The sequence below is a fragment of the Cetobacterium sp. 2G large genome (genome assembly GCF_014250655.1).
GTDB classification, from domain to species: Bacteria; Fusobacteriota; Fusobacteriia; order Fusobacteriales; family Fusobacteriaceae; genus Cetobacterium_A; species Cetobacterium_A somerae.
On sequence record NZ_JACHTH010000005.1, the window covers coordinates 172,892 to 191,338 of the forward strand.

19 protein-coding genes are annotated in these 18,447 nt (G+C 29.8%); 8 read left to right on the forward strand and 11 right to left on the reverse strand.

The annotated features are described in order from the left end of the window. The 8 genes from H5J23_RS03590 to H5J23_RS03625 all read left to right on the forward strand — a co-directional run bounded on the left by H5J23_RS03590 (window position 1) and on the right by H5J23_RS03625 (window position 7,041). Complete coding sequence (locus H5J23_RS03590) at window positions 1-393, forward strand: hypothetical protein (protein WP_040406860.1); 393 nt, start codon at window positions 1-3, stop codon at window positions 391-393. Continuing rightward, complete coding sequence (locus tag H5J23_RS03595; RefSeq protein WP_023050269.1) at window positions 383-802, forward strand: YchJ family protein; 420 nt, start codon at window positions 383-385, stop codon at window positions 800-802. Before H5J23_RS03590 ends, H5J23_RS03595 begins: the two co-directional genes overlap by 11 nt. Before the next feature lie 26 nt (window positions 803-828). Next, window positions 829-2,115: a hypothetical protein gene (locus H5J23_RS03600; RefSeq protein WP_185890997.1), complete on the forward strand. Its 1,287-nt coding sequence runs from the start codon at window positions 829-831 to the stop codon at window positions 2,113-2,115. A 217-nt stretch (window positions 2,116-2,332) separates the two neighbouring features. Continuing rightward, complete coding sequence (locus H5J23_RS03605; protein ID WP_023050267.1) at window positions 2,333-3,142, forward strand: DUF3100 domain-containing protein; 810 nt, start codon at window positions 2,333-2,335, stop codon at window positions 3,140-3,142. Beyond that, complete coding sequence (locus H5J23_RS03610) at window positions 3,135-3,602, forward strand: hypothetical protein (RefSeq protein ID WP_023050266.1); 468 nt, start codon at window positions 3,135-3,137, stop codon at window positions 3,600-3,602. Before H5J23_RS03605 ends, H5J23_RS03610 begins: the two co-directional genes overlap by 8 nt. A 31-nt stretch (window positions 3,603-3,633) precedes the next feature. Then, window positions 3,634-4,950: an amidohydrolase gene (locus H5J23_RS03615; RefSeq protein WP_185890999.1), complete on the forward strand. Its 1,317-nt coding sequence runs from the start codon at window positions 3,634-3,636 to the stop codon at window positions 4,948-4,950. Between the two features lie 206 nt (window positions 4,951-5,156). Further along, a complete protein-coding gene (locus H5J23_RS03620) occupies window positions 5,157-5,750 on the forward strand; it encodes a TetR/AcrR family transcriptional regulator (protein ID WP_023050264.1) in 594 nt (197 codons plus the stop codon). Next, window positions 5,740-7,041 (forward strand): OmpP1/FadL family transporter, encoded by a 1,302-nt coding sequence (locus H5J23_RS03625; RefSeq protein WP_023050263.1) that lies wholly within the window; start codon window positions 5,740-5,742, stop codon window positions 7,039-7,041. Before H5J23_RS03620 ends, H5J23_RS03625 begins: the two co-directional genes overlap by 11 nt. 209 nt (window positions 7,042-7,250) lie before the next feature. On the opposite strand, the gene H5J23_RS03630 is transcribed toward H5J23_RS03625, so the two are convergent. From H5J23_RS03630 to hrcA, 11 genes are all read right to left on the reverse strand, one after another. Continuing rightward, window positions 7,251-8,468 (reverse strand): IS256 family transposase, encoded by a 1,218-nt coding sequence (locus H5J23_RS03630; protein WP_221892802.1) that lies wholly within the window; start codon window positions 8,466-8,468, stop codon window positions 7,251-7,253. A 101-nt stretch (window positions 8,469-8,569) separates the two neighbouring features. Continuing rightward, a complete protein-coding gene (gene smpB, locus H5J23_RS03635) occupies window positions 8,570-9,013 on the reverse strand; it encodes an SsrA-binding protein SmpB (RefSeq protein WP_023050262.1) in 444 nt (147 codons plus the stop codon). After that, window positions 9,013-11,163, reverse strand: coding sequence for a ribonuclease R (gene rnr / locus H5J23_RS03640; protein ID WP_185891001.1), 2,151 nt, complete (start codon window positions 11,161-11,163; stop codon window positions 9,013-9,015). Before rnr ends, smpB begins: the two co-directional genes overlap by 1 nt. A gap of 12 nt (window positions 11,164-11,175) precedes the next feature. Continuing rightward, window positions 11,176-11,739: a bis(5'-nucleosyl)-tetraphosphatase (symmetrical) YqeK gene (gene yqeK, locus H5J23_RS03645; RefSeq protein ID WP_023050260.1), complete on the reverse strand. Its 564-nt coding sequence runs from the start codon at window positions 11,737-11,739 to the stop codon at window positions 11,176-11,178. Between the two features lie 56 nt (window positions 11,740-11,795). Next, window positions 11,796-12,335, reverse strand: a complete 540-nt coding sequence (locus H5J23_RS03650; RefSeq protein WP_023050259.1) for a GerMN domain-containing protein — start codon at window positions 12,333-12,335, stop codon at window positions 11,796-11,798. An 8-nt stretch (window positions 12,336-12,343) separates the two neighbouring features. Next, window positions 12,344-13,375: an N-acetylmuramoyl-L-alanine amidase gene (locus H5J23_RS03655; protein WP_040406857.1), complete on the reverse strand. Its 1,032-nt coding sequence runs from the start codon at window positions 13,373-13,375 to the stop codon at window positions 12,344-12,346. A 73-nt stretch (window positions 13,376-13,448) separates the two neighbouring features. After that, on the reverse strand, window positions 13,449-13,721 hold the full coding sequence (yajC, locus tag H5J23_RS03660) for a preprotein translocase subunit YajC (RefSeq protein WP_023050257.1): 273 nt from the start codon (window positions 13,719-13,721) through the stop codon (window positions 13,449-13,451). A gap of 73 nt (window positions 13,722-13,794) precedes the next feature. Beyond that, a complete protein-coding gene (dnaJ, locus tag H5J23_RS03665; protein WP_023050256.1) occupies window positions 13,795-14,964 on the reverse strand; it encodes a molecular chaperone DnaJ in 1,170 nt (389 codons plus the stop codon). Window positions 14,965-15,044: 80 nt separating this feature from the next. Further along, window positions 15,045-16,856 carry a molecular chaperone DnaK gene (gene dnaK / locus H5J23_RS03670; protein WP_023050255.1) on the reverse strand — a complete coding sequence of 604 codons (1,812 nt, stop codon included), beginning with the start codon at window positions 16,854-16,856 and terminating at the stop codon, window positions 15,045-15,047. A gap of 36 nt (window positions 16,857-16,892) precedes the next feature. Beyond that, entirely contained in the window at window positions 16,893-17,435 is a 543-nt protein-coding gene (grpE, locus tag H5J23_RS03675; protein ID WP_023050254.1) for a nucleotide exchange factor GrpE, read from the reverse strand. Next, window positions 17,425-18,420, reverse strand: coding sequence for a heat-inducible transcriptional repressor HrcA (gene hrcA / locus H5J23_RS03680; RefSeq protein ID WP_185891003.1), 996 nt, complete (start codon window positions 18,418-18,420; stop codon window positions 17,425-17,427). The genes grpE and hrcA overlap by 11 nt, the downstream gene beginning before the upstream one ends. Window positions 18,421-18,447 lie beyond the last annotated feature (27 nt).

Genomic DNA, 18,447 nt, shown 5'->3' on the forward strand with positions numbered 1-18,447 from the left:
TTGAGAGGGGAAGAGCAATTAAGAGAAGAGTTACAGGAATTTCAGAAAGAAAAAGAAAGAATTAGAAATATTGTAGGTCAAATAGGTGGATCAAACAGCAAACAAAACAAAATTATAAATACACTTTTAATAATAATAATAGCTGCACTATTAATCTTAGGTGGTGTTTTTAATAGAATAACTCCAACATTAGCAGTTCAAGTTGCTATTTTATTTGGTGTAATAAAATTGATATGGATGTTTTATGAATCACAAAGGGCTAGTCATTTTCAATTTTGGATTTTAAACTCTTTAGAGTTCAGGATAAATGAGATTTATAAAAAAGTTAAAAAGATGGAAAAAGAGTTAGAGAATTTAAAAAAACTAGAGGAGTTTAAAGAAGATGATAAATAATTTTAAAACTGCTGAAGAATTAATGAAAGCAAGATATAGTGCCTTTGAAAATGGAAATATAGAGTTTATAGTAGAAACTCATCACCCAGAAACAAAAGGGGATATGGACATTGAAGAAACAAGAAAGTGGGCATTAAATTCGGAATGGTTAGGGTTGGAGATAGTATCAACTGAAGCTGGAACTGAAGATGATTTAGAAGGAATCGTTGAATTTAAGGCTTTTTATAAAGAGAATGGACAAGAGGTAGTTCACCATGAAAAAAGTAAGTTTGTAAAGCTTAATAATGAATGGCTATATTATGGATGGCTACCACTTCAAGGAACTATCGTAAAAGATGAAAAGATTGGAAGAAATGATCCATGTACTTGTGGGTCTGGAAAAAAATATAAAAAATGTTGTGGAAAATAAAAAAATTTATTTAGGGAGAGTAGAGAATGAAAATTGCTATTATTGGTTATCCAGACTCAGTAAAAAAAATTTTAAAAACTCTAGAACCACAATATTCTCACATAAGATTTTTACCTTATGAAATAAAACAATTGAGGGATTCTGTAGAAAATTTAAAAGATTTAAAGGGGAGAGTAGATGGAGTATTTTCTACAGGAATAGGTGTTCATTCAGAAATAGTGAGCAAATTGGGGTTAAATGTACCAATGGTTTATTCAAATAGAGAAGCAGGAAGTATCTTAAAAGCTCTATGGGAAGTAAGAGAAAATTATCCAAACATAAATAACTTAAAAGTAGGTTTTGATATAGTTGAAAAAGACGTTTTATTAGATACTCTTGATGAATTTGGAATAACATTAGATAGAGTTGATGTTCAAGAATATGAAGAGGATAAAACTGAATTGGATTTCTTAGATGAACATATTAAAAATCTATCTAAAGGTGAAGTTCACTGTATATTGACAGCTTTTGGATATGTTTATGATTATTTTAAAAGTAAGAAAAAGCCTGTATATAGATTACAGTCAACAAAAAATGAGATTAGTAATCAAATGAAAGCACTTTTGAAAGATATAAAAATTAATGAAAATTTTAAAAATAGAATTGGAATAAAAATTGTAAAGATTATTAAAAAACATAAGAAAGATGAACTTGAAAATGATAGAGCTGCGTTTAAAGCAAATTTAAATGATATATTTTTAAAGTATTCTAAAAATATACATGGTAATTATCAAGAGCTTTCAGAAGATGAATATATATTTTTCACAACTCAAAAAATTCTAGAAACTAAAGAAAATGAAGTTAATTTTTTAAAATTAGTAAATGAAATATATATGTTAGGTGCTAAAGTAGCAGTGGGAATTGGATATGCAGAAAATATTCAAGGTGCTACAATAAATGCAAGAAAAGCATTGAATATAAGTTTAGTAAATGACAAAGGAGAGATTTTTCTTTTTTCAGATAATAAAATAAGAGGTCCTCTGTATAAAAAAACTAGGTTTGATTATTCAACTAAAATAAGTGAAAATTTTGAAAAAGAAGCAAAAAAAATTGGAATAACACCAAAGTATCTATCTAAAATAAGAGCATTACATGAAACTTTTGGTAAAAAAGAATTTACGAGTAAGGAACTTTCAGAAATTTTAGAAATAACTGAAAGAAGTGTAAATAGAATAATTAAACCAATTATAACAAGTGGCTATGCAGAGATAATAGAGTATGAAGTTTGTACAAGTGCAGGTCGACCAAGAAGAGTTGTAAGATTTAATTTTTAATAAAAAGAGATGAATAAATTTCATCTCTTTTTATATTTTTTGTATAATCTTACTTAACAGTTCTTAAATAGAACAATACAATTTGAAAAGAAATAAAAAATTCGAAAAAAACCTTGACATAATAGTAAAAAAATAGTATTATTTTTAATGTAAATTAAAGTCCTATTTGAGACAAGTGGGCGTATGTAAAAAATTATATTAAGGAAGAGTGAGCACTATGAACAAAAACACAATTAATGTATTTTTAGTTGTAACAATTATTTCGCTAGCTTGTGAAAAAGTTGGAAAAATTCAATTGGGAAAAGTAGCATTATTCCCGATGTTATTTGCTGTAGTTATTGGAATGATATTAACACCAGATTTATTAGGAAAAAAAATTCAGAAATTAAGAGAGATTATTGGAGAAAAAGAGATGAAAATAGCCAGTGACATGGTTATGTTAATTCTTTTAATGCTTGGAATAAAATTAGGAACATTTGTAGGACCTAATCTAGATAAAATTATTCAAGCTGGTCCAGCATTTTTAGCACAGGAATTTGGGCACGTGCTAGCACCAGTAGTGGCTGTTCCTTTAGCGCTTAAGTTAGGATTAACAAGAGAGGCTATAGGAGCTGGATCAAGTATAAGTAGAGAAGCTTCTCTAGGAGTAATTGGAGAAAAATATGGTATTTCATCTTTAGAAGGAAGTGGAGTACTTGGAGTTTATTTAGCTGGAACAATTGTAGGAACAATCTATTTTGGAGTATTAGGATCATTAGCTATATACACAGGGATTCACCCGTTAGCATTAGGAATGGCATGTGGAGTTGGAAGTGGAAGTATGATGACAGCAGCGGCTTCATCTTTAGCAGAAGTTGTAGGACCTCAATATGCAGATCAAGTTTTTGCTTATGCATCAACAAGTAATATGTTATCAGGATTGACAGGAGTAAATATTCTTGTATTTATATCACTACCATTTACAGAGTGGTATTATAAGAAATTATCTCCAAAGTTTTCAAAAAAGGAAGTGAAGCAAAATGCGTAGTTTAGATATGAAAAAATATGTATTATATTTTATATTAATGTCAATGACAGGAGTTATGGTTTTAGCAGGACAAGCTATTGGATTACAAAAACAATTTATAGGAGCTATTCCAGGAATGTTTTTAATAATTGTTTTAGCATTGGGATGCTTTGCTGTTAAGGATGCTTTTCCAAAATTTCCATTACCTGCATATGCATTGTCAACTATAGTTGGAATGATAGTAAGCATACCAGCATTATCAATATCTAAATTCTTTGCACCAGAGATAGGAACAGTTGAATTTATGCCATTGTGTACACCGTTACTTGCTTTTGCAGGAATTTCTGTAGGAGATAAAATTGAACAACTAAAGGCAATGTCTTGGAAAATAGTAATAATAGCATTAGTTGTATTTACAACAATTTTCTTTGCATGTGCTTTAATAGCTCAAGGGGTATTGAGATTACAAGGAGCAATTTAATTAATACTTAAATAGATTCAAGGAGAGAACTATGAATATAAATGAAATTAAAGAGAGAGTAATAAAAACTATTGATGAAAATAGAGAGTTAATATTAAAAGCAGGACAAGCTATGTATGATAATCCTGAATTTGGGTATAAAGAGTTTAAAGGAACTGAAATTGTTTCAAACTACTTTAAAAATGAATTAGGACTAGATGTAGAAGAGGGAATTGCATACACAGGTTGTAGAGCAAGAGCAAATGAAAATGCAGAAGGACCTAAAGTTGCAATATTAGGTGAATTAGATGCAATATCATGTAGTGACCATTTAGATTCAAATGAATTAGGAGCAGTTCATGCTTGTGGACATCATATACAAATTGCAGGTATGTTAGGAGCAGCTACAGGATTAGTAAAATCAGGAATATTAAGTGAGCTTGGAGGAAAAGTAGATTTTATGGCTACTCCAGCAGAAGAGTTTGTTGAATTAGGATATAGAACTCAGTTAAGAGCTGATGGAAAAATAAAGTATTTTGGTGGAAAACAAGAGATGATATACAACGGAACATTTGATGATGTTGATATGGCAGTTATGTTCCATGCTTTAGATTTAGGTGATAAAAAAGTTTTAACGGGACCTGTAAGTAATGGATTTATAGGAAAAACTGTTAAATTTATAGGAAAAGAAGCTCATGCTGGTTCAGCACCACACGAAGGGATAAATGCTTTAAATGCAGCAATGTTAGGAATAAATAACGTACATGCTCAAAGAGAGACATTTAAAGATAGTGATAGAGTAAGGTTCCATCCGATTATAACAAAAGGTGGAGATATTGTAAATTCAGTTCCAGCTGATGTAAGAATGGAAGCTTATGTAAGAGCTAGAACAATTGAAGGTATGATTGATGCTAATAAAAAAGTAAATAGAGGTTTAACAGCAGGTGCTTATGCAGTTGGTGCTGAAATAGAAATAACTGAGATTCCAGGATATTTACCAATTTTAAAACATGATTCTATGGAAGATGTTTTAGAAGGAAACTTAGAGTATTTAGGGTTAAAAGATGATATGATTAAAGGTGGAGATTTTACAGGATCTTTTGATTTTGGAGATGTATCTCATATAATGCCTACTCTTCATCCAATGTTTGGTGGAATAAATGGAGCTCTTCATACAAGAGATTTCAAAACTGTAGATGATGAAATTGCAATATTAATGCCAGCAAAAGCTTTAGCATTAACAGTTGTTGACTTATTATTTGCTCAAGGAAAAAAAGCAAAAGAAATTTTAGATAACTTTAAACCAGTTATGACTAAGGAAGAGTATTTAACTTTTATGGAGTCAAATGATAAAGTTATAAAAGCTTAATAATAACTTATTTTTAATAATTTTCTCATAGAAAGAGGCTATTTAATAGCCTCTTTTTCTATTTACACAACAAATTTCATAACACTGTTGTGTAAAAAAATGGTGATTTCATAACAGTGATATATAATAAAAATCTTGAATTTATATGTATAGTGAGATATAATATAAAACATGTTTAAAAAATAACATAACATATAGGAGAAAAAATGGGAAGAAAACCTAATTTTACTAGAGAGGAAATTTTGAATAGTGCATTTGAAATTTTAAACAATGAGAGCTTAAAAGATGTAACAGCGAGAAATATAGCAAAAAAGCTGGGCGTATCTACAATAGCTATATATTCAGCTTTTAAATCAATGGATGAACTAAAAAATGAATTAGCTAAAAAAGCTAAAACAAAACTTTTTGAATATACAAAACGTGACTATACTGATTTATCAATTTTAAATATAGGGATAGGAATATGTCTTTTTGCAAAAGAAGAAAAAGCATTATTTAGAACAATTTTTTTAAGAGAAGGCTTACCTAGAGAATTTATGGATCAGATTATGGATGATTTTAGAAATTTAATATATAGTGGATTTAATAATAATAGAGAGTATAATCAATTTCCAGAAGATATAATAGAATGGGTTATAAAAAAAGGATGGTATTTTTCTCATGGATACGCAACTTTAATATGTACAGGGTTCTATATTGATATAGAGTTTGAAACTTTTAAAAAAGAAGTTATTGAAATGGGAAATGTATTGATAGAAAAAGCTTTAGAAATGACAAAGGAGAGGGATAATGAAGTTTAAGCAACAATTAATGTTATTAGGGATAGTTTTATCAGCTAATGCTATGGGGGGAAGCATAGACTATCTTTCACAACAGGATGCAGAGTATTTAGCACATCCAGCTATGGTTGGAAAAATTGGAGTGTCTGGAGCATATTATAATCCAGCTGGAACGGTATGGCTAGAAGATGGAACTTATATACAAGTAAATAATCAAACACATTTGAAAGAATATAGTATGGAACATGGAGATTATAAATTTAAAAGTGATAAACCATCACCAGTAGTTCCAAGCTTACAAATTGTAAAGAAAAAAGGAGATACAGCATTTTTCTTTCACGCTGGAGCGATAGCAGGTGGAGGAAGTGTAGCATATAGTGGAGGAATAGCAACTTTTCCACAAATAATAACTAGCAATCCAATGTTTGAAGTGATTGGAGCAAAATATGTAGGCGGATCTACAATCCATGGAAAATCATATTATGTAGCTTTTCAAGGTGGAATAGCTAGAAAATTTAGTGAAACTTGGAGTGGAGCAGTTGGGATTAGATTAATTGATGCTGAAAGAAAATTTAAAGGTGAAGGAAATTTTGAATATAATAATTTGGGAGGAAAATTAGGATCTGGAAAAGCCAAATTTGATATAGATTCAGAAAGAACAGCTTTTGGAGTGGCTGGAATATTTGGATTAAACTATCATCCAAATGATAGATTTAATTTAGGAATGAGATACGAAACTGAAACGGTTCTTGATTTTGATAATAAAGAACATAATTTAAAAAAAGGATTTGTAAATTCAACAGGAAGTAATCTTATAGGAAATGCATTTTATAATACTATTATAAAAGATCCTTCAATTAAGCAATGGATGTCAGAGGGAAGTGGAAAAAGAAACTTACCTGCAATGGCAGCGATTGGAGCATCTTATAGAGCAACAGATAAATTGACACTTTTAGCTTCTGGAAACTATTATTTCATAAAAGAAGCAAGCGATGACTTAGGAAACTTTGATCATTATGATAATGGATATGAGGTAGCAGTTGGTTTAGATTATCAATTAAATGAAAAGTGGACTTTAATGACAGGTTACCAGTATACAGATACAGGAGCTAATGAAAAAACATATACAGATACTGATTATGTTTTAGATGCAAATATGTATTCAGCAGGAGTTAAATACAAATATAGCTCACAACTTGAATTAATGGCAACATACTCATATGTAGATTATATAAATGATAAAAATATTAAAAATATTAGATATAGTAAGCATGTAGATGCCTTTGGATTAGGATTGATTTATAAATTTTAATAAAACAAAAAAAGCAGATAAATTATCTGGAGTCTTCTTCAAATTTTGTGTAAATTCTAAAAAATTAGAGTAATATTTTATATTTTTTAGGGATGATTTTTTTTAAAGTCATCCCTTTTTAAATATCCATTTTTACATATTTTAGTGTAACTTTAACAAAGTGGACGAATTTTCCACTTTATTAATTTTATAAATTCATACGCTTAATTTTAAATTCTTCCTTCAAAATATATTTGAAATTGTGAAATCATTTGCCCCCAATCTCTTTGACGGCTTGTCCATTTTTTAGTAATGTCTTGTGTTGCTAAGTAAAGCATCTTTAGTAAACTATCATCTGTTGGGAAAACTGACTTGTTTTTTGTGACTTTTCTTAGCTGCCTATTGTATCCTTCGATTGTATTTGTAGTATAAATTAAGGTTCTTATTTCTTGAGGATATTTAAAATATGTTGATAATCTAGACCAGTTATTTTTCCAAGATATTGCAATCTTTGGATATTTTTTACCCCATTTTTCGTCGAATAACTCTAAGTTTAATAGCGCGCTCTCTTCTGTAGTCGCTTTATACACTAGCTTTAGATCAGCGATTAAAGCCTTTATATCTTTATATGATACAAATTGTGTAGAACTTCTTATCTGATGAATTATGCATTGCTGAATTTGAGTTTGAGGATAGACAGCTTCTATAGCATTGGCAAACCCTATAAGTCCATCAACACAAGCAATTAATATATCTTCAACTCCTCTTGATTTAAGTTCATTCAGTTTACTAAGCCAAAACTTAGCAGATTCATTTTCTCCAACCCACATTCCAATAACATCTTTCTCTCCAGATGAACTAATTCCAATAGCTATGTATACAGCTTTTTTTACAATTTGTCCTTCACTTCTTACATGATAGTGGATAGCATCCATAAAAACAATTGGATAAACTGCCTCTAAGGGACGAGTTTGCCATTCTTTAACAAGAGGAAGGATCTTATCAGTAATTCTAGTAATAGAACTATCCGAAACTTGATAACCATAGATTTCTTCGATATGTGACTCAATATCACTAGTTGTCATTCCTTTAGCATACATAGAAATTATTTTAGCTTCTAAGTCTTGCCCAATTGTATTTTGATGTTTTTTGACAACTTGAGGTTCGTATTCGCCATTTCTATCACGGGGAACATTAACCTCAATTTCACCAGCGCTACTTTTAAGTTTCTTAGAGCTATAGCCATTTCTTGAGTTGTTAGAATCTTTATTTCGATAGTCATACTTAGTATATCCTAACTCCTCTTCTAGCTCTCCTTGATAAAACTCTTCTATCATAACCTTCATCATATCTTTAAAAAAAGTATTAAGATCATCAGGACTAGAGATAGGATTTTGTTTCAAAAATTCTCTCACTTTAATTCTTTTTTGCTTTTCTTCTTCAGACATATTTCTTCTCATAAAAAAACCTCCAAGTTAGATAATTTAATATTACCCCAACTTGAAGGTTTACACAAATATTTAATTAGACCCATTATCTGCTTTTTTTATTAATATCTTTCTTTTACTTCTCTCTCAATATTTCTTTGTTGATCTTTTTTTGCTAAAGAGTCACGTTTATCATAATTTTTCTTACCTCTAGCTAAAGCAATTTCTACTTTGACAAAGCCTTTAGATAAGTGAATATTCAAAGGTACAATTGTATAACCTTTTTGCATAACTTTTTCGTGTAATTTTTTAATCTCTCCTTTATGTAGAAGAAGTTTTCTAACTCTTCTTTCATCAGGATTATAAACACTACCAAAAGACCATGGAACAACAGTCATACCCATGATAAAAATTTCATTGTTTATTATTCTAATAAAAGACTCTTTAATGCTAGTTTTACCAGCTTTTATAGATTTAACCTCACTACCAACTAGTTCAATTCCAGCCTCAAACCTATCTTCAATAAAGTAGTCAAAAAAAGCTTTTTTATTATTAGCTAATATCATTAAAATCTCCCCTCTTTTCTTCTCCCTGTGTATTCGTGACAAAATTCAGTTGGAACAACTTCTATTTCAAGCATTTGTAAATCAGATCTAACTATTAGGATATCCATTTTATCTCCTAAATGAAACTCTCTGTTTGCATCTAAATCTTTCATAACATAATTATTTTCATCAAATTCATAGAAGTTTTTAGCTGTAGTTACATCCCAGAAACATTCTACATGTTCCTCTGTTTCAAAGAATATTTTTTTATTGTTAAATCCAACTATAGTAGCTTTAAATTCATCTCCAATTTTATCAAGCATATATTCAACTATTTTAATTTTAACACTTTCATCTTCTACCTTCATAGCTTTTCTTTCTGTTTGAGAAATATGTTGTGTAACTTCTGGTAAGTAGTTTATAAGAGTTCCAAATTGCTTTTTAGTTGGATAACCATGTATAGCAATATTTAAAATTCTATGTATAAGTAAATCAGCATATCTTCTAATAGGAGATGTAAAATGTGTATAATAATTAGATGATAGACCAAAGTGTCCTAAGTTTTCAACACCGTATCTAGCTTGTTTAAGAGACATTAAAATCATTTTATGTACAATCATATTAATACCTCTAGCTTCAGAGTCTTCAATAATTGATTGGAATTTTTTTGGATGAATATCTTCAAAAGAGTGAAGTCTATATCCAAATCTAGAAAGAGTTTCGCTTAAAGTTTTTACTCTTTCTGGGTCAGGAGTTTCATGAACTCTATAAACAGAAGGTATTTCTAACCAGAAAAGTTTTTCTGCAACGGCTTCATTAGCCATAATCATAAAATCTTCGATGATTCTTTCTGATTCACCTCTTTCAATATTTTTTAAGTATTTAACTTTTTTATTTTCGTCTAAAACAACTTTAACTTCAGGAAGATCAAAATCAATAGAACCTCTGTTGTATTTGATAGCTCTTATAATCTTAGAAAGCTCTAACATAGTAAATAGCATATCTACGATATCACTATATTTCTCAGTAGTTTCAGGATCCTTAGCAATAATTTTATTAACATTTCCATAAGTCATTCTGTGAGCAGTTTTAATAACTGATTTATATGTTTGAACATCAATAGCTCTTCCATGAGAATCAATAAGAAGTTCAACAGAGAATGTAAGTTTGTCTTCATGTGGATTTAAAGAGCATATTCCATTTGAAATTTCTTTAGGGAACATAGGTAAAACTCTATCAACTAGATAAACAGAGTTTCCTCTTTTTTCAGCTTCTTTATCTAATTTAGATCCAGTTGGAATATAGTGGGAAACATCGGCAATAGCTACGATAAGTTTATAGTATCCGTTATCTAATTTTTCCACATAAACAGCATCATCTAAGTCTTTGGCATCGTCACCATCAATTGTTATTATTGGAAGGTGTCTTAAATCTTTTCTTTTCTTTATTTCATCCTCAGATATTACAGTTGGGATTTGACGAGCTTCTGCAATGACATCATCTGGAAATTCTTCTGATAAACCTTCTCTAAGAATTAAAGCCTTAATCATATTATCTGTATCGAAAGGGTTACCAATTGATTCAAGAATTTTCCCTTCAGGCTTTTTTTCATCGCTTCCCCAAAAAGTTACATCAACAACAACTAACTCACCATCTTTGGCTTTATTGAAAAAGTTTTTAGGAATATATATATCTCTACCAAAAGATTGTGTTGGTCTTACAAAACCAAAGTTTTCTTTCTTTTCAAAGATTCCTATAATTGTATTTTTTTCTCTTACAAGAACTTCAACAATTTCTCCCTCTTGCTTTCCTTTGCCTTCAGGTGTTGTAACATTTATTAAAACAGTGTCTCCATCTAAAGCTGTTCCAAATTTACTTCTAGGGATAAAGTATCCCTCAGTATCAGTATCGACAAAACCAAATTTCCCTTTAATATTTGAAAATTTTCCTTTAATAAAACCTAAATTTTCAGGGATATTGTATTTATTTCTTTTATTTTTCATAATCTCTCCAGAATTAATCCAAATTTCAAGAATTTCTCTATTTTCTTTTTTAAATTTTGGAGACCATCCCATAGCTTTAGTTATTTCATCAAGAGTTAAAGCTTTACTATTTTTTAATATATTTTTTAATTTATCAAGTTGTTTATCTAATTTTGTATTTGTTTTCATAAATTCCTCCTATTAGCTTATTTTTAAAAGCCAATTTCGCATCTCTATAGAGTTTACATGAATGATATAATCTCCTTTTATAAGATACTCTATTTTTTTATTAACTTCTAGTAGAATGGCTTTGTTTAAATCTACTAGAGCTAAATCTCTAATTTTTTCTACATGAGGATAGTCTCTTTTAGGTTCAATAGCATCAGCTATATACACTATCTTTTCGATTAAACTCATATTTTTACGACCAGTTGTATGAAATTTTATAGCATTTAAAATTTCATCATCGTCAATTTTAAATTTTTCTTTTGCGATATAAGAAGCTACATAACTATGCAAGATTTCAACATTAGTTAAGTAATCTTTTGTTTCATCTTTAAAATGTTCTTTAGATATTTTAAGGAGTTTTTCTCTTGTAAATTCCTTAGCATAATCATGTAAAAGAGAAGCTAATGCTATTTTATTTAAATCAGCATTATAAATTTTTCCTAAAGATAGAGATGTTTCTAAAACTCTTATAGAGTGTTCATATCTTTTTTTAGAAAGAACATCGCTTAATTCCTTTTTAAAAAAATCTATATTCATAATATTCCTCCAAATTTTTAAAAAGGAGTTTCTGAAAATAGAAACTCCCCAAAATTTTATATATTACTGTTTAGTTTATAGCTTTTACTTATATTAATGAAATTGACTTTTTCAGCAGTCGAACCATTAATAAGTAAAACTACATTATCTGCTCCGCCAGGAGTTAGTAAACTATTTACAAAAGAATAAATTAAAAGCAATTCTTCCTGTGGAGTTTTTGCAGAAGATAAAATTTTAGAATCTAAATCTAAGTAAAGAGTTCTATTTTTTATGTATACTTCATATTTAAAATTTTCTTTTTTTAAGATATTTTTATCTTCTAATTTTTTTAAAAGTTGAGATATAATATCTTTTAAAATATCCTCTTTATTAGATAGATTAGAATTTAAAATAATATCTTCTTTTGATAATTTTCCTTGTTTTAAGTTAGGAAAAAAAATTGGGGTAGTAATTTCTGTCTTTTGAATACTCTCTAAAGTAGGAGTAGATATATTTGTTACTGTTTCACTTTTTTTGTTTACTTTATTTGAATATACTCCAGTGGCAATAGTAAGAGTTATTAAAATGACTAAAAAAATTTTTAATTTATGTGACATAAAACCTCCTAATAGAAAAATGATCTAATTTTATTTGCTAGTTCATCTGCCATAACATTTTGGTTTGCATCTCTAGAAAGTTTAGTTACGTCAGATTTATTTGTTATAAATCCAAGTTCAACAAGGATACCAGGGCCATTAAATCCTCTTAGAACAGCAAAGTTAGCTCCATAAATTCCTCTATCCCTCATGCCTAATCTTTTAGAGAGAGATGAATTCAATGGTCTAGCAATAGTTATAGACTTTTCCATATTTTTGTTATATGCAAGTTCTCCCATAATTTGTGCTATACTAGTTGTTTTTTCTCCATATTTTTCACCAAAGCTATTTTCATAAGATGCAATTTTTTCAGCATAAGGAGATGATTTTTTTGAAAAATAAAATATTTCCATTCCTTGAGCTGATGAATTTTTAGATGCATTTAAATGTAAACTTACAAAAATATCTGCCTTTCCTCGATTAGCAATTCGACTTCTTTCAGAAAGACTAATGAAAGTGTCATTACTTCTAGTCATAATAACATTAAAATCTTTAGAAAGCTTAGTTTGTAATTTTTTTGCTACAGCTAAAGCTATATCTTTCTCTTTATATTTATTAAATCCAATTGCTCCTGGATCTTTTCCACCATGTCCTGCATCAATAGCTACAGTAAACTCTTTCTTAGAGGAATTAGTAGCTTTTAAATCAATAACAATTCTATGTGGATTAGATAAAGAGTAAACTCTATGTCCTGATCCTTTTTTTAATTTTATAAAAAATCCAACATTTGAACCATAGTCAATCATATCTATTTTTTCAATATTTTTACCAGAAAGACTTGAACTATTTAGTTTTGTTCCCATTTTAACTTTTTCAATTTCAAGAAAAATTAATCGATTATATTCATCATAACTAGAATTATATTTAGGTTTAACAGTACTAGAAATATCAAAGACTAATTGTGGAGGATTATTATTAAGCCTAACTCTTTTTATTGTGCTATTAGCAAATACAGTTAACGAAAACAAACAAAAAATAAAAAATATAAGGTATTTTTTCATAAATTTCTCCATTGATTTAGAATAATAAAATAGGATGGAAAAGTATACCAATTCCATCCTTTTGTAAATATTTTTATTTTAAAACTCTTGAAATAGAATTCTTAAGCACTTGGATGTTAACACCTTTATCAACTCTAATAGTTAAGAACTCAGGGCCGATACTAGATATAGTACCTTTGATACCACCGTTAGTAACAACTTCAGCTCCCTCTTTTAACGAGTCTAACATTTCTTGATGTTTCTTTTGCTTTTTTTTGTTTGGTAAAATTAGTAGAAAATAGAATACAGCCGCCCAAATAGCAAAAGTAAGTATCATTCCACCATATTTAGCAAATAATTCGTTCATCTTATAGCCCCCTTAGATAATATAATTTTTCTAAGACAAGTATACCACAAGGTGGTATACTTTTCAATAATTTTTAAGCGAAGAAATCTTTTAGTTTATCAAAGAAGTTTTTATTATCTTTATGGTTCTTATCTTTTAGACTTTCGTCAAATTTCTTTAAAAGTTCTTGTTGATCAGCATTTAAATTAACAGGAACTTCAATTTTAATTCTAACAATTTGATCACCAGTATAAGGACTTCTAGGATTTTTAATACCTTCTCCTTTTAATCTGAACATTTTATCATTTTGAGTTCCAGCAGGAATCTTGATTGTTTTCTTACCATTTAGTGTAGGAATTTCAATATCTCCTCCAAGAGCTGCCTGAGCAAAAGTAATTGGTACATTACAAATTATATCCTCACCATTTCTTTCGAAGAATGGATGGTGTTTAACAGAAATATAAACATATAAGTCACCATTAGGTCCACCTTCTGTACTAGCATTACCCATTCCAGAAAGTCTAAGTTTTTGCCCGTCATCAATCCCAGCAGGAATTTTAATTGTTTTTTCAACAGTTTCTGTATCAATTCCAGTACCATGACATTTTTTACATTTTTTTTCAGGAACTTCACCTTTACCGTGACAAGCATCACATTCTTGTGTTGTTTGGAAATTTCCAAAAACAGTTCTTTGAGTAACATTTATAGTTCCAGTACCGTTACATTTAGAACATTTACTCATTTTAGAACCCTCTTGAGCCCCAGTACCATGACAAGTTCCACAAGTTCCAGTTCTTTTATATTTTAATGTTTTCTCTACACCTTTTGCTGCTTCTTCTAAAGTTAGTTCAAGATTATATCTTAAATCTTCACCAGGTTCTGGACCTCTTTGACGAGAGCCACCGAAACCACCAAAGCCACCGAAACCACCACTTCCACCAAAAAATGATCCGAAAATATCTCCTAAATCTTCAAATCCACCGCCGAAACCACCGAATCCTCCGGCACCAGCACCGCCACCATTTTCAAAAGCAGCGTGACCAAATCTATCATATTGAGCTCTTTTATTTTCATCTGAAAGAACTTGGTATGCTTCGTTAACCTCTTTAAATTTATCCTCAGCCTCTTTTTTTTCAGTATCACTAGCACCACTAAATTTATCTGGGTGATACTTCATAGCAGCTTTTCTATATGCTTTTTTTATTTCAGTATCAGATGCCCCCTTAGCAACCCCTAAAACTTCATAAAAGTCTCTTTTAGCCATTTACAAAAATCCTCCATTTCTTAAAATAAGGGATAGAGTCATCTCTATCCCTTAAGTAAAGTATATATTAATTACTAATATTAGTCAACTATCTCAGCGTCAGCAACGTCATCAGTTCCGTTGTTTTCTGGAGCAGCTCCACCTTGTTGTTTAGCTTGAGCATCTTTGTAGATTTCTTCAGCTAATTTGTGAGCAGCTTGAGATAATTTTTCAATTGCAGCATCTATAGCCTCTTTATCTTCTCCATCTTTAACTGATTTAAGTTCTTCGATAGCAGCTTCAATAGCTTTTTTCTCATCTTCAGTAACTTTTTCAGCATAATCTTTTACAGATTTCTCAGTAGAAGCAATTAACATATCAGCTTTATTTCTTGTTTCAACTAACTCTTTGAATTTTTTATCTTCAGCTTCATTAGCTTCAGCATCTTTTTTCATTCTTTCAATTTCATCAGCAGAAAGGTTAGTTGAACCAGAGATAGTTACAGTACTTTCTTTTCCAGTTCCTAAATCTTTTGCAGAAACGTGAACGATTCCGTTAGCATCAATATCAAATGTAACTTCGATTTGAGGTACTCCTCTAGGAGCAGCAGGAATTCCTTCTAAGTTGAATTCTCCTAATTTATGGTTATCAGCAGCTTTTGCTCTTTCACCTTGTAATACATTTATTGTAACAGCTGGTTGGTTATCAACAGCAGTTGAGAATACTTGTGATTTTTTAACAGGAATTGTAGTGTTTCTTTCGATAATTTTTGTGAATACTCCACCTAAAGTTTCAATTCCTAAAGATAATGGAGTAACGTCAAGAAGTAATACATCTTTAACATCTCCCATTAATACTCCACCTTGAATAGCAGCTCCTTCAGCAACAACCTCGTCTGGATTTATACCTTTGTTAGGTTTTTTACCAAAGTAAGATTCAACCCACTCTTGAACAGCAGGAATTCTTGTAGAACCTCCAACTAATAAGATTTCATCGATATCTGAAGGGTTTAATCCTGCAGCTTTTAATGCATCTTTTGTAGGTACTTGAGTAGCCTCAACTAAATCTCTAGTTAAATCATTGAACTTAGCTCTAGTTAATTTAATATCTAAATGCTTTGGTCCAGTTGCATCCATTGTTATGAATGGTAGAGAAATATGAGCTTCCATTAATGTAGATAACTCTTTTTTAGCTTTTTCTGCAGCATCTTTAAGTCTTTGATATGCCATTTTATCATTAGCTAAATCTATTCCACTTTCTTTTTTAAACTCTTCAACTAAATATTTGATAACAGCATCGTCAAAGTTATCTCCACCTAAATGGTTGTTTCCTGAAGTTGATATAACTTCAATAACTCCGTCAGCAATCTCAAGGATAGAAACGTCAAATGTTCCTCCTCCAAGGTCAAATACTAAAACTTTCTCTTCTTTTCCAGCTTTTTCAAGTCCGTAAGCTAGTGCAGCAGCAGTAGGCTCATTTATAATTCTTTTAACGTCTAATCCAGCTATAACACCAGCATCTTTTGTAGCTTGTCTTTGAGCATCTGTAAAGTAAGCTGGAACAGTTATAACCGCTTCAGTAACTTTCTCTCCTAAATAAGCTTCAGCATCAGATTTTAATTTTTTTAATATCATAGCTGAAATCTCTTGTGGTGTATATTGTTTTCCGTGAATATCAACTTTGTAGTCGCTTCCCATATGTGTTTTGATTGAAAGAATAGTTGATGTAGGATTTGTGATAGCTTGTCTTTTAGCAATCTCTCCAACAATAATTTCACCATTATCTTTGATACTTACAACAGATGGAGTTGTTCTTGCTCCTTCAGCGTTAGGGATTACAGTAGTTGATCCCCCTTCCATTATTGCAACACATGAGTTAGTAGTTCCTAAGTCAATTCCTATAATTTTTGCCATTTAAAAAACCTCCTAATATATCTGAATTTTTTAATTTTATTTTTTACAAACTTTAACCATTGAGGGTCTAATAACTTTCCCCTTCATTTTATAACCTTTTTGAAACTCTGCTATAATTTCATCATTAGCATAATCTGCTGAGTCTTCAACGGAAACAGCCATATGTAAATGAGGATCAAATGTAGCTTTTTCAGTTTCTATAGCTTCAACACCTTCACTAGCAACAGTACTTTTCATTTGAGAAAGTGTCAATTCAACACCTTTTACAAGGGAATCAAAATCTTTTGTTTCAGAAGAAGCAGCGATAGCTCTTTCAAGATTATCGATTATATCTAAAACTTTTACTACTACTTTTTCAGAAGCAAAAGCTTTTAAATCATCAAATTCTTTCTCTTTTCTTTTAGTGAAGTTTTGGAAATCAGCTTGTTTTCTTAAGTAAGAGTTTTTCCAATCTTCAACTTCACCTTTTAATTTTTTAATTTCATCTTCTTGAGACACAGTCTCTATATTTTCATTTTTATTTTCTGTATCATTAATTATTTCTTCAACTATTTCTTCTTTTATTTCTTTATCTGCCATCACTATCTCCTTCATTACTTATTTCTTTTATAACTTTGTTAACCTCTTTTGTAACATGTTGTATAAGGCCCATAGTTTTTGAATAAGACATTCTTTTAGGTCCCATAACACCAATGATACCTGGAGAGTTATCCATATTATAAACAGAATATACAAAGCTATAATCTTCTAATCCTTTTACAGCGAGTTCTTCGCCAAAAATAACATTAACTTCACCCTCTTTAAAAGGTCTAGACTTAATTGCCTCTTCGAAAAGTTCTTTTATTTTTTCTCTTTTAGAAAAAATATCTAAAACATCACTAATCTCATTAACTTGTTTATCTTTAAATATTTCAGAGGAGTTTTCTAAAAAAAGTTTTCCCTCCACTTCGCTATAAACAAAATCAATAATTTTTTCGATTTCGTGAGATTCAACAGAACTATTTCTTATTTCATTATTAATTCGTTGTGATAACTTTAAGAGCTCACTTTGACTACACACCTCTTCAAAGAAAATCTTTTTAGTCCGAACACTTTTATTTTCCATAACTATAACAGCCATAGCCATATAATCATCAATATGAACTAGTTCAACTTTTTTTATTTTTTCTTTTTTATGTGTAGGTTCAATAACAATTCCAACATAGTTAGTTAATTTAGATAAAAGCATTGAAGTTTTTTTCAAAACAGAATCCAATTCTCTCATTTTAATATCATAAACAGAATTTATTCGAGCTTGTTCTTCTCTTGAAAGTTTTTCAATTTTTAGAAGTTCTTCTAAGTAAAATTTATAGCCTTTATCCGTGGGTATTCTTCCTGAAGAAGTATGAGTTTTTGAGATAAATCCCATATCCTCTAAATCAGACATTACATTTCTTATTGTTGCAGAGGATAGATCTATATTATATTTTTTAACAAGAGTTCTAGAACCGATTGTTTCTCCTGAAAGAAGATAAAAATCAATAATGGCACTAAGAACGAGCTTTTCTCTATCGCTGACAACCATAAAATCACCCTTTTTTAACTTTTTATT

Bases quoted from the DNA above. Each gene is read 5' to 3' on its own strand.
- H5J23_RS03595 (WP_023050269.1), top strand. From the start codon at position 383: ATGATAAATAATTTTAAAACTGCTGAAGAATTAATGAAAGCAAGATAT.
- H5J23_RS03600 (WP_185890997.1), top strand. From the start codon at position 829: ATGAAAATTGCTATTATTGGTTATCCAGACTCAGTAAAAAAAATTTTA.
- H5J23_RS03605 (WP_023050267.1), top strand. From the start codon at position 2,333: ATGAACAAAAACACAATTAATGTATTTTTAGTTGTAACAATTATTTCG.
- H5J23_RS03610 (WP_023050266.1), top strand. From the start codon at position 3,135: ATGCGTAGTTTAGATATGAAAAAATATGTATTATATTTTATATTAATG.
- H5J23_RS03615 (WP_185890999.1), top strand. From the start codon at position 3,634: ATGAATATAAATGAAATTAAAGAGAGAGTAATAAAAACTATTGATGAA.
- H5J23_RS03620 (WP_023050264.1), top strand. From the start codon at position 5,157: ATGGGAAGAAAACCTAATTTTACTAGAGAGGAAATTTTGAATAGTGCA.
- H5J23_RS03625 (WP_023050263.1), top strand. From the start codon at position 5,740: ATGAAGTTTAAGCAACAATTAATGTTATTAGGGATAGTTTTATCAGCT.
- H5J23_RS03630 (WP_221892802.1), bottom strand. From the start codon at position 8,468: ATGTCTGAAGAAGAAAAGCAAAAAAGAATTAAAGTGAGAGAATTTTTG.
- smpB (WP_023050262.1), bottom strand. From the start codon at position 9,013: ATGATATTAGCTAATAATAAAAAAGCTTTTTTTGACTACTTTATTGAA.
- rnr (WP_185891001.1), bottom strand. From the start codon at position 11,163: ATGAAAACAAATACAAAATTAGATAAACAACTTGATAAATTAAAAAAT.
- yqeK (WP_023050260.1), bottom strand. From the start codon at position 11,739: ATGAATATAGATTTTTTTAAAAAGGAATTAAGCGATGTTCTTTCTAAA.
- H5J23_RS03650 (WP_023050259.1), bottom strand. From the start codon at position 12,335: ATGTCACATAAATTAAAAATTTTTTTAGTCATTTTAATAACTCTTACT.
- H5J23_RS03655 (WP_040406857.1), bottom strand. From the start codon at position 13,375: ATGAAAAAATACCTTATATTTTTTATTTTTTGTTTGTTTTCGTTAACT.
- yajC (WP_023050257.1), bottom strand. From the start codon at position 13,721: ATGAACGAATTATTTGCTAAATATGGTGGAATGATACTTACTTTTGCT.
- dnaJ (WP_023050256.1), bottom strand. From the start codon at position 14,964: ATGGCTAAAAGAGACTTTTATGAAGTTTTAGGGGTTGCTAAGGGGGCA.
- dnaK (WP_023050255.1), bottom strand. From the start codon at position 16,856: ATGGCAAAAATTATAGGAATTGACTTAGGAACTACTAACTCATGTGTT.
- grpE (WP_023050254.1), bottom strand. From the start codon at position 17,435: ATGGCAGATAAAGAAATAAAAGAAGAAATAGTTGAAGAAATAATTAAT.
- hrcA (WP_185891003.1), bottom strand. From the start codon at position 18,420: ATGGTTGTCAGCGATAGAGAAAAGCTCGTTCTTAGTGCCATTATTGAT.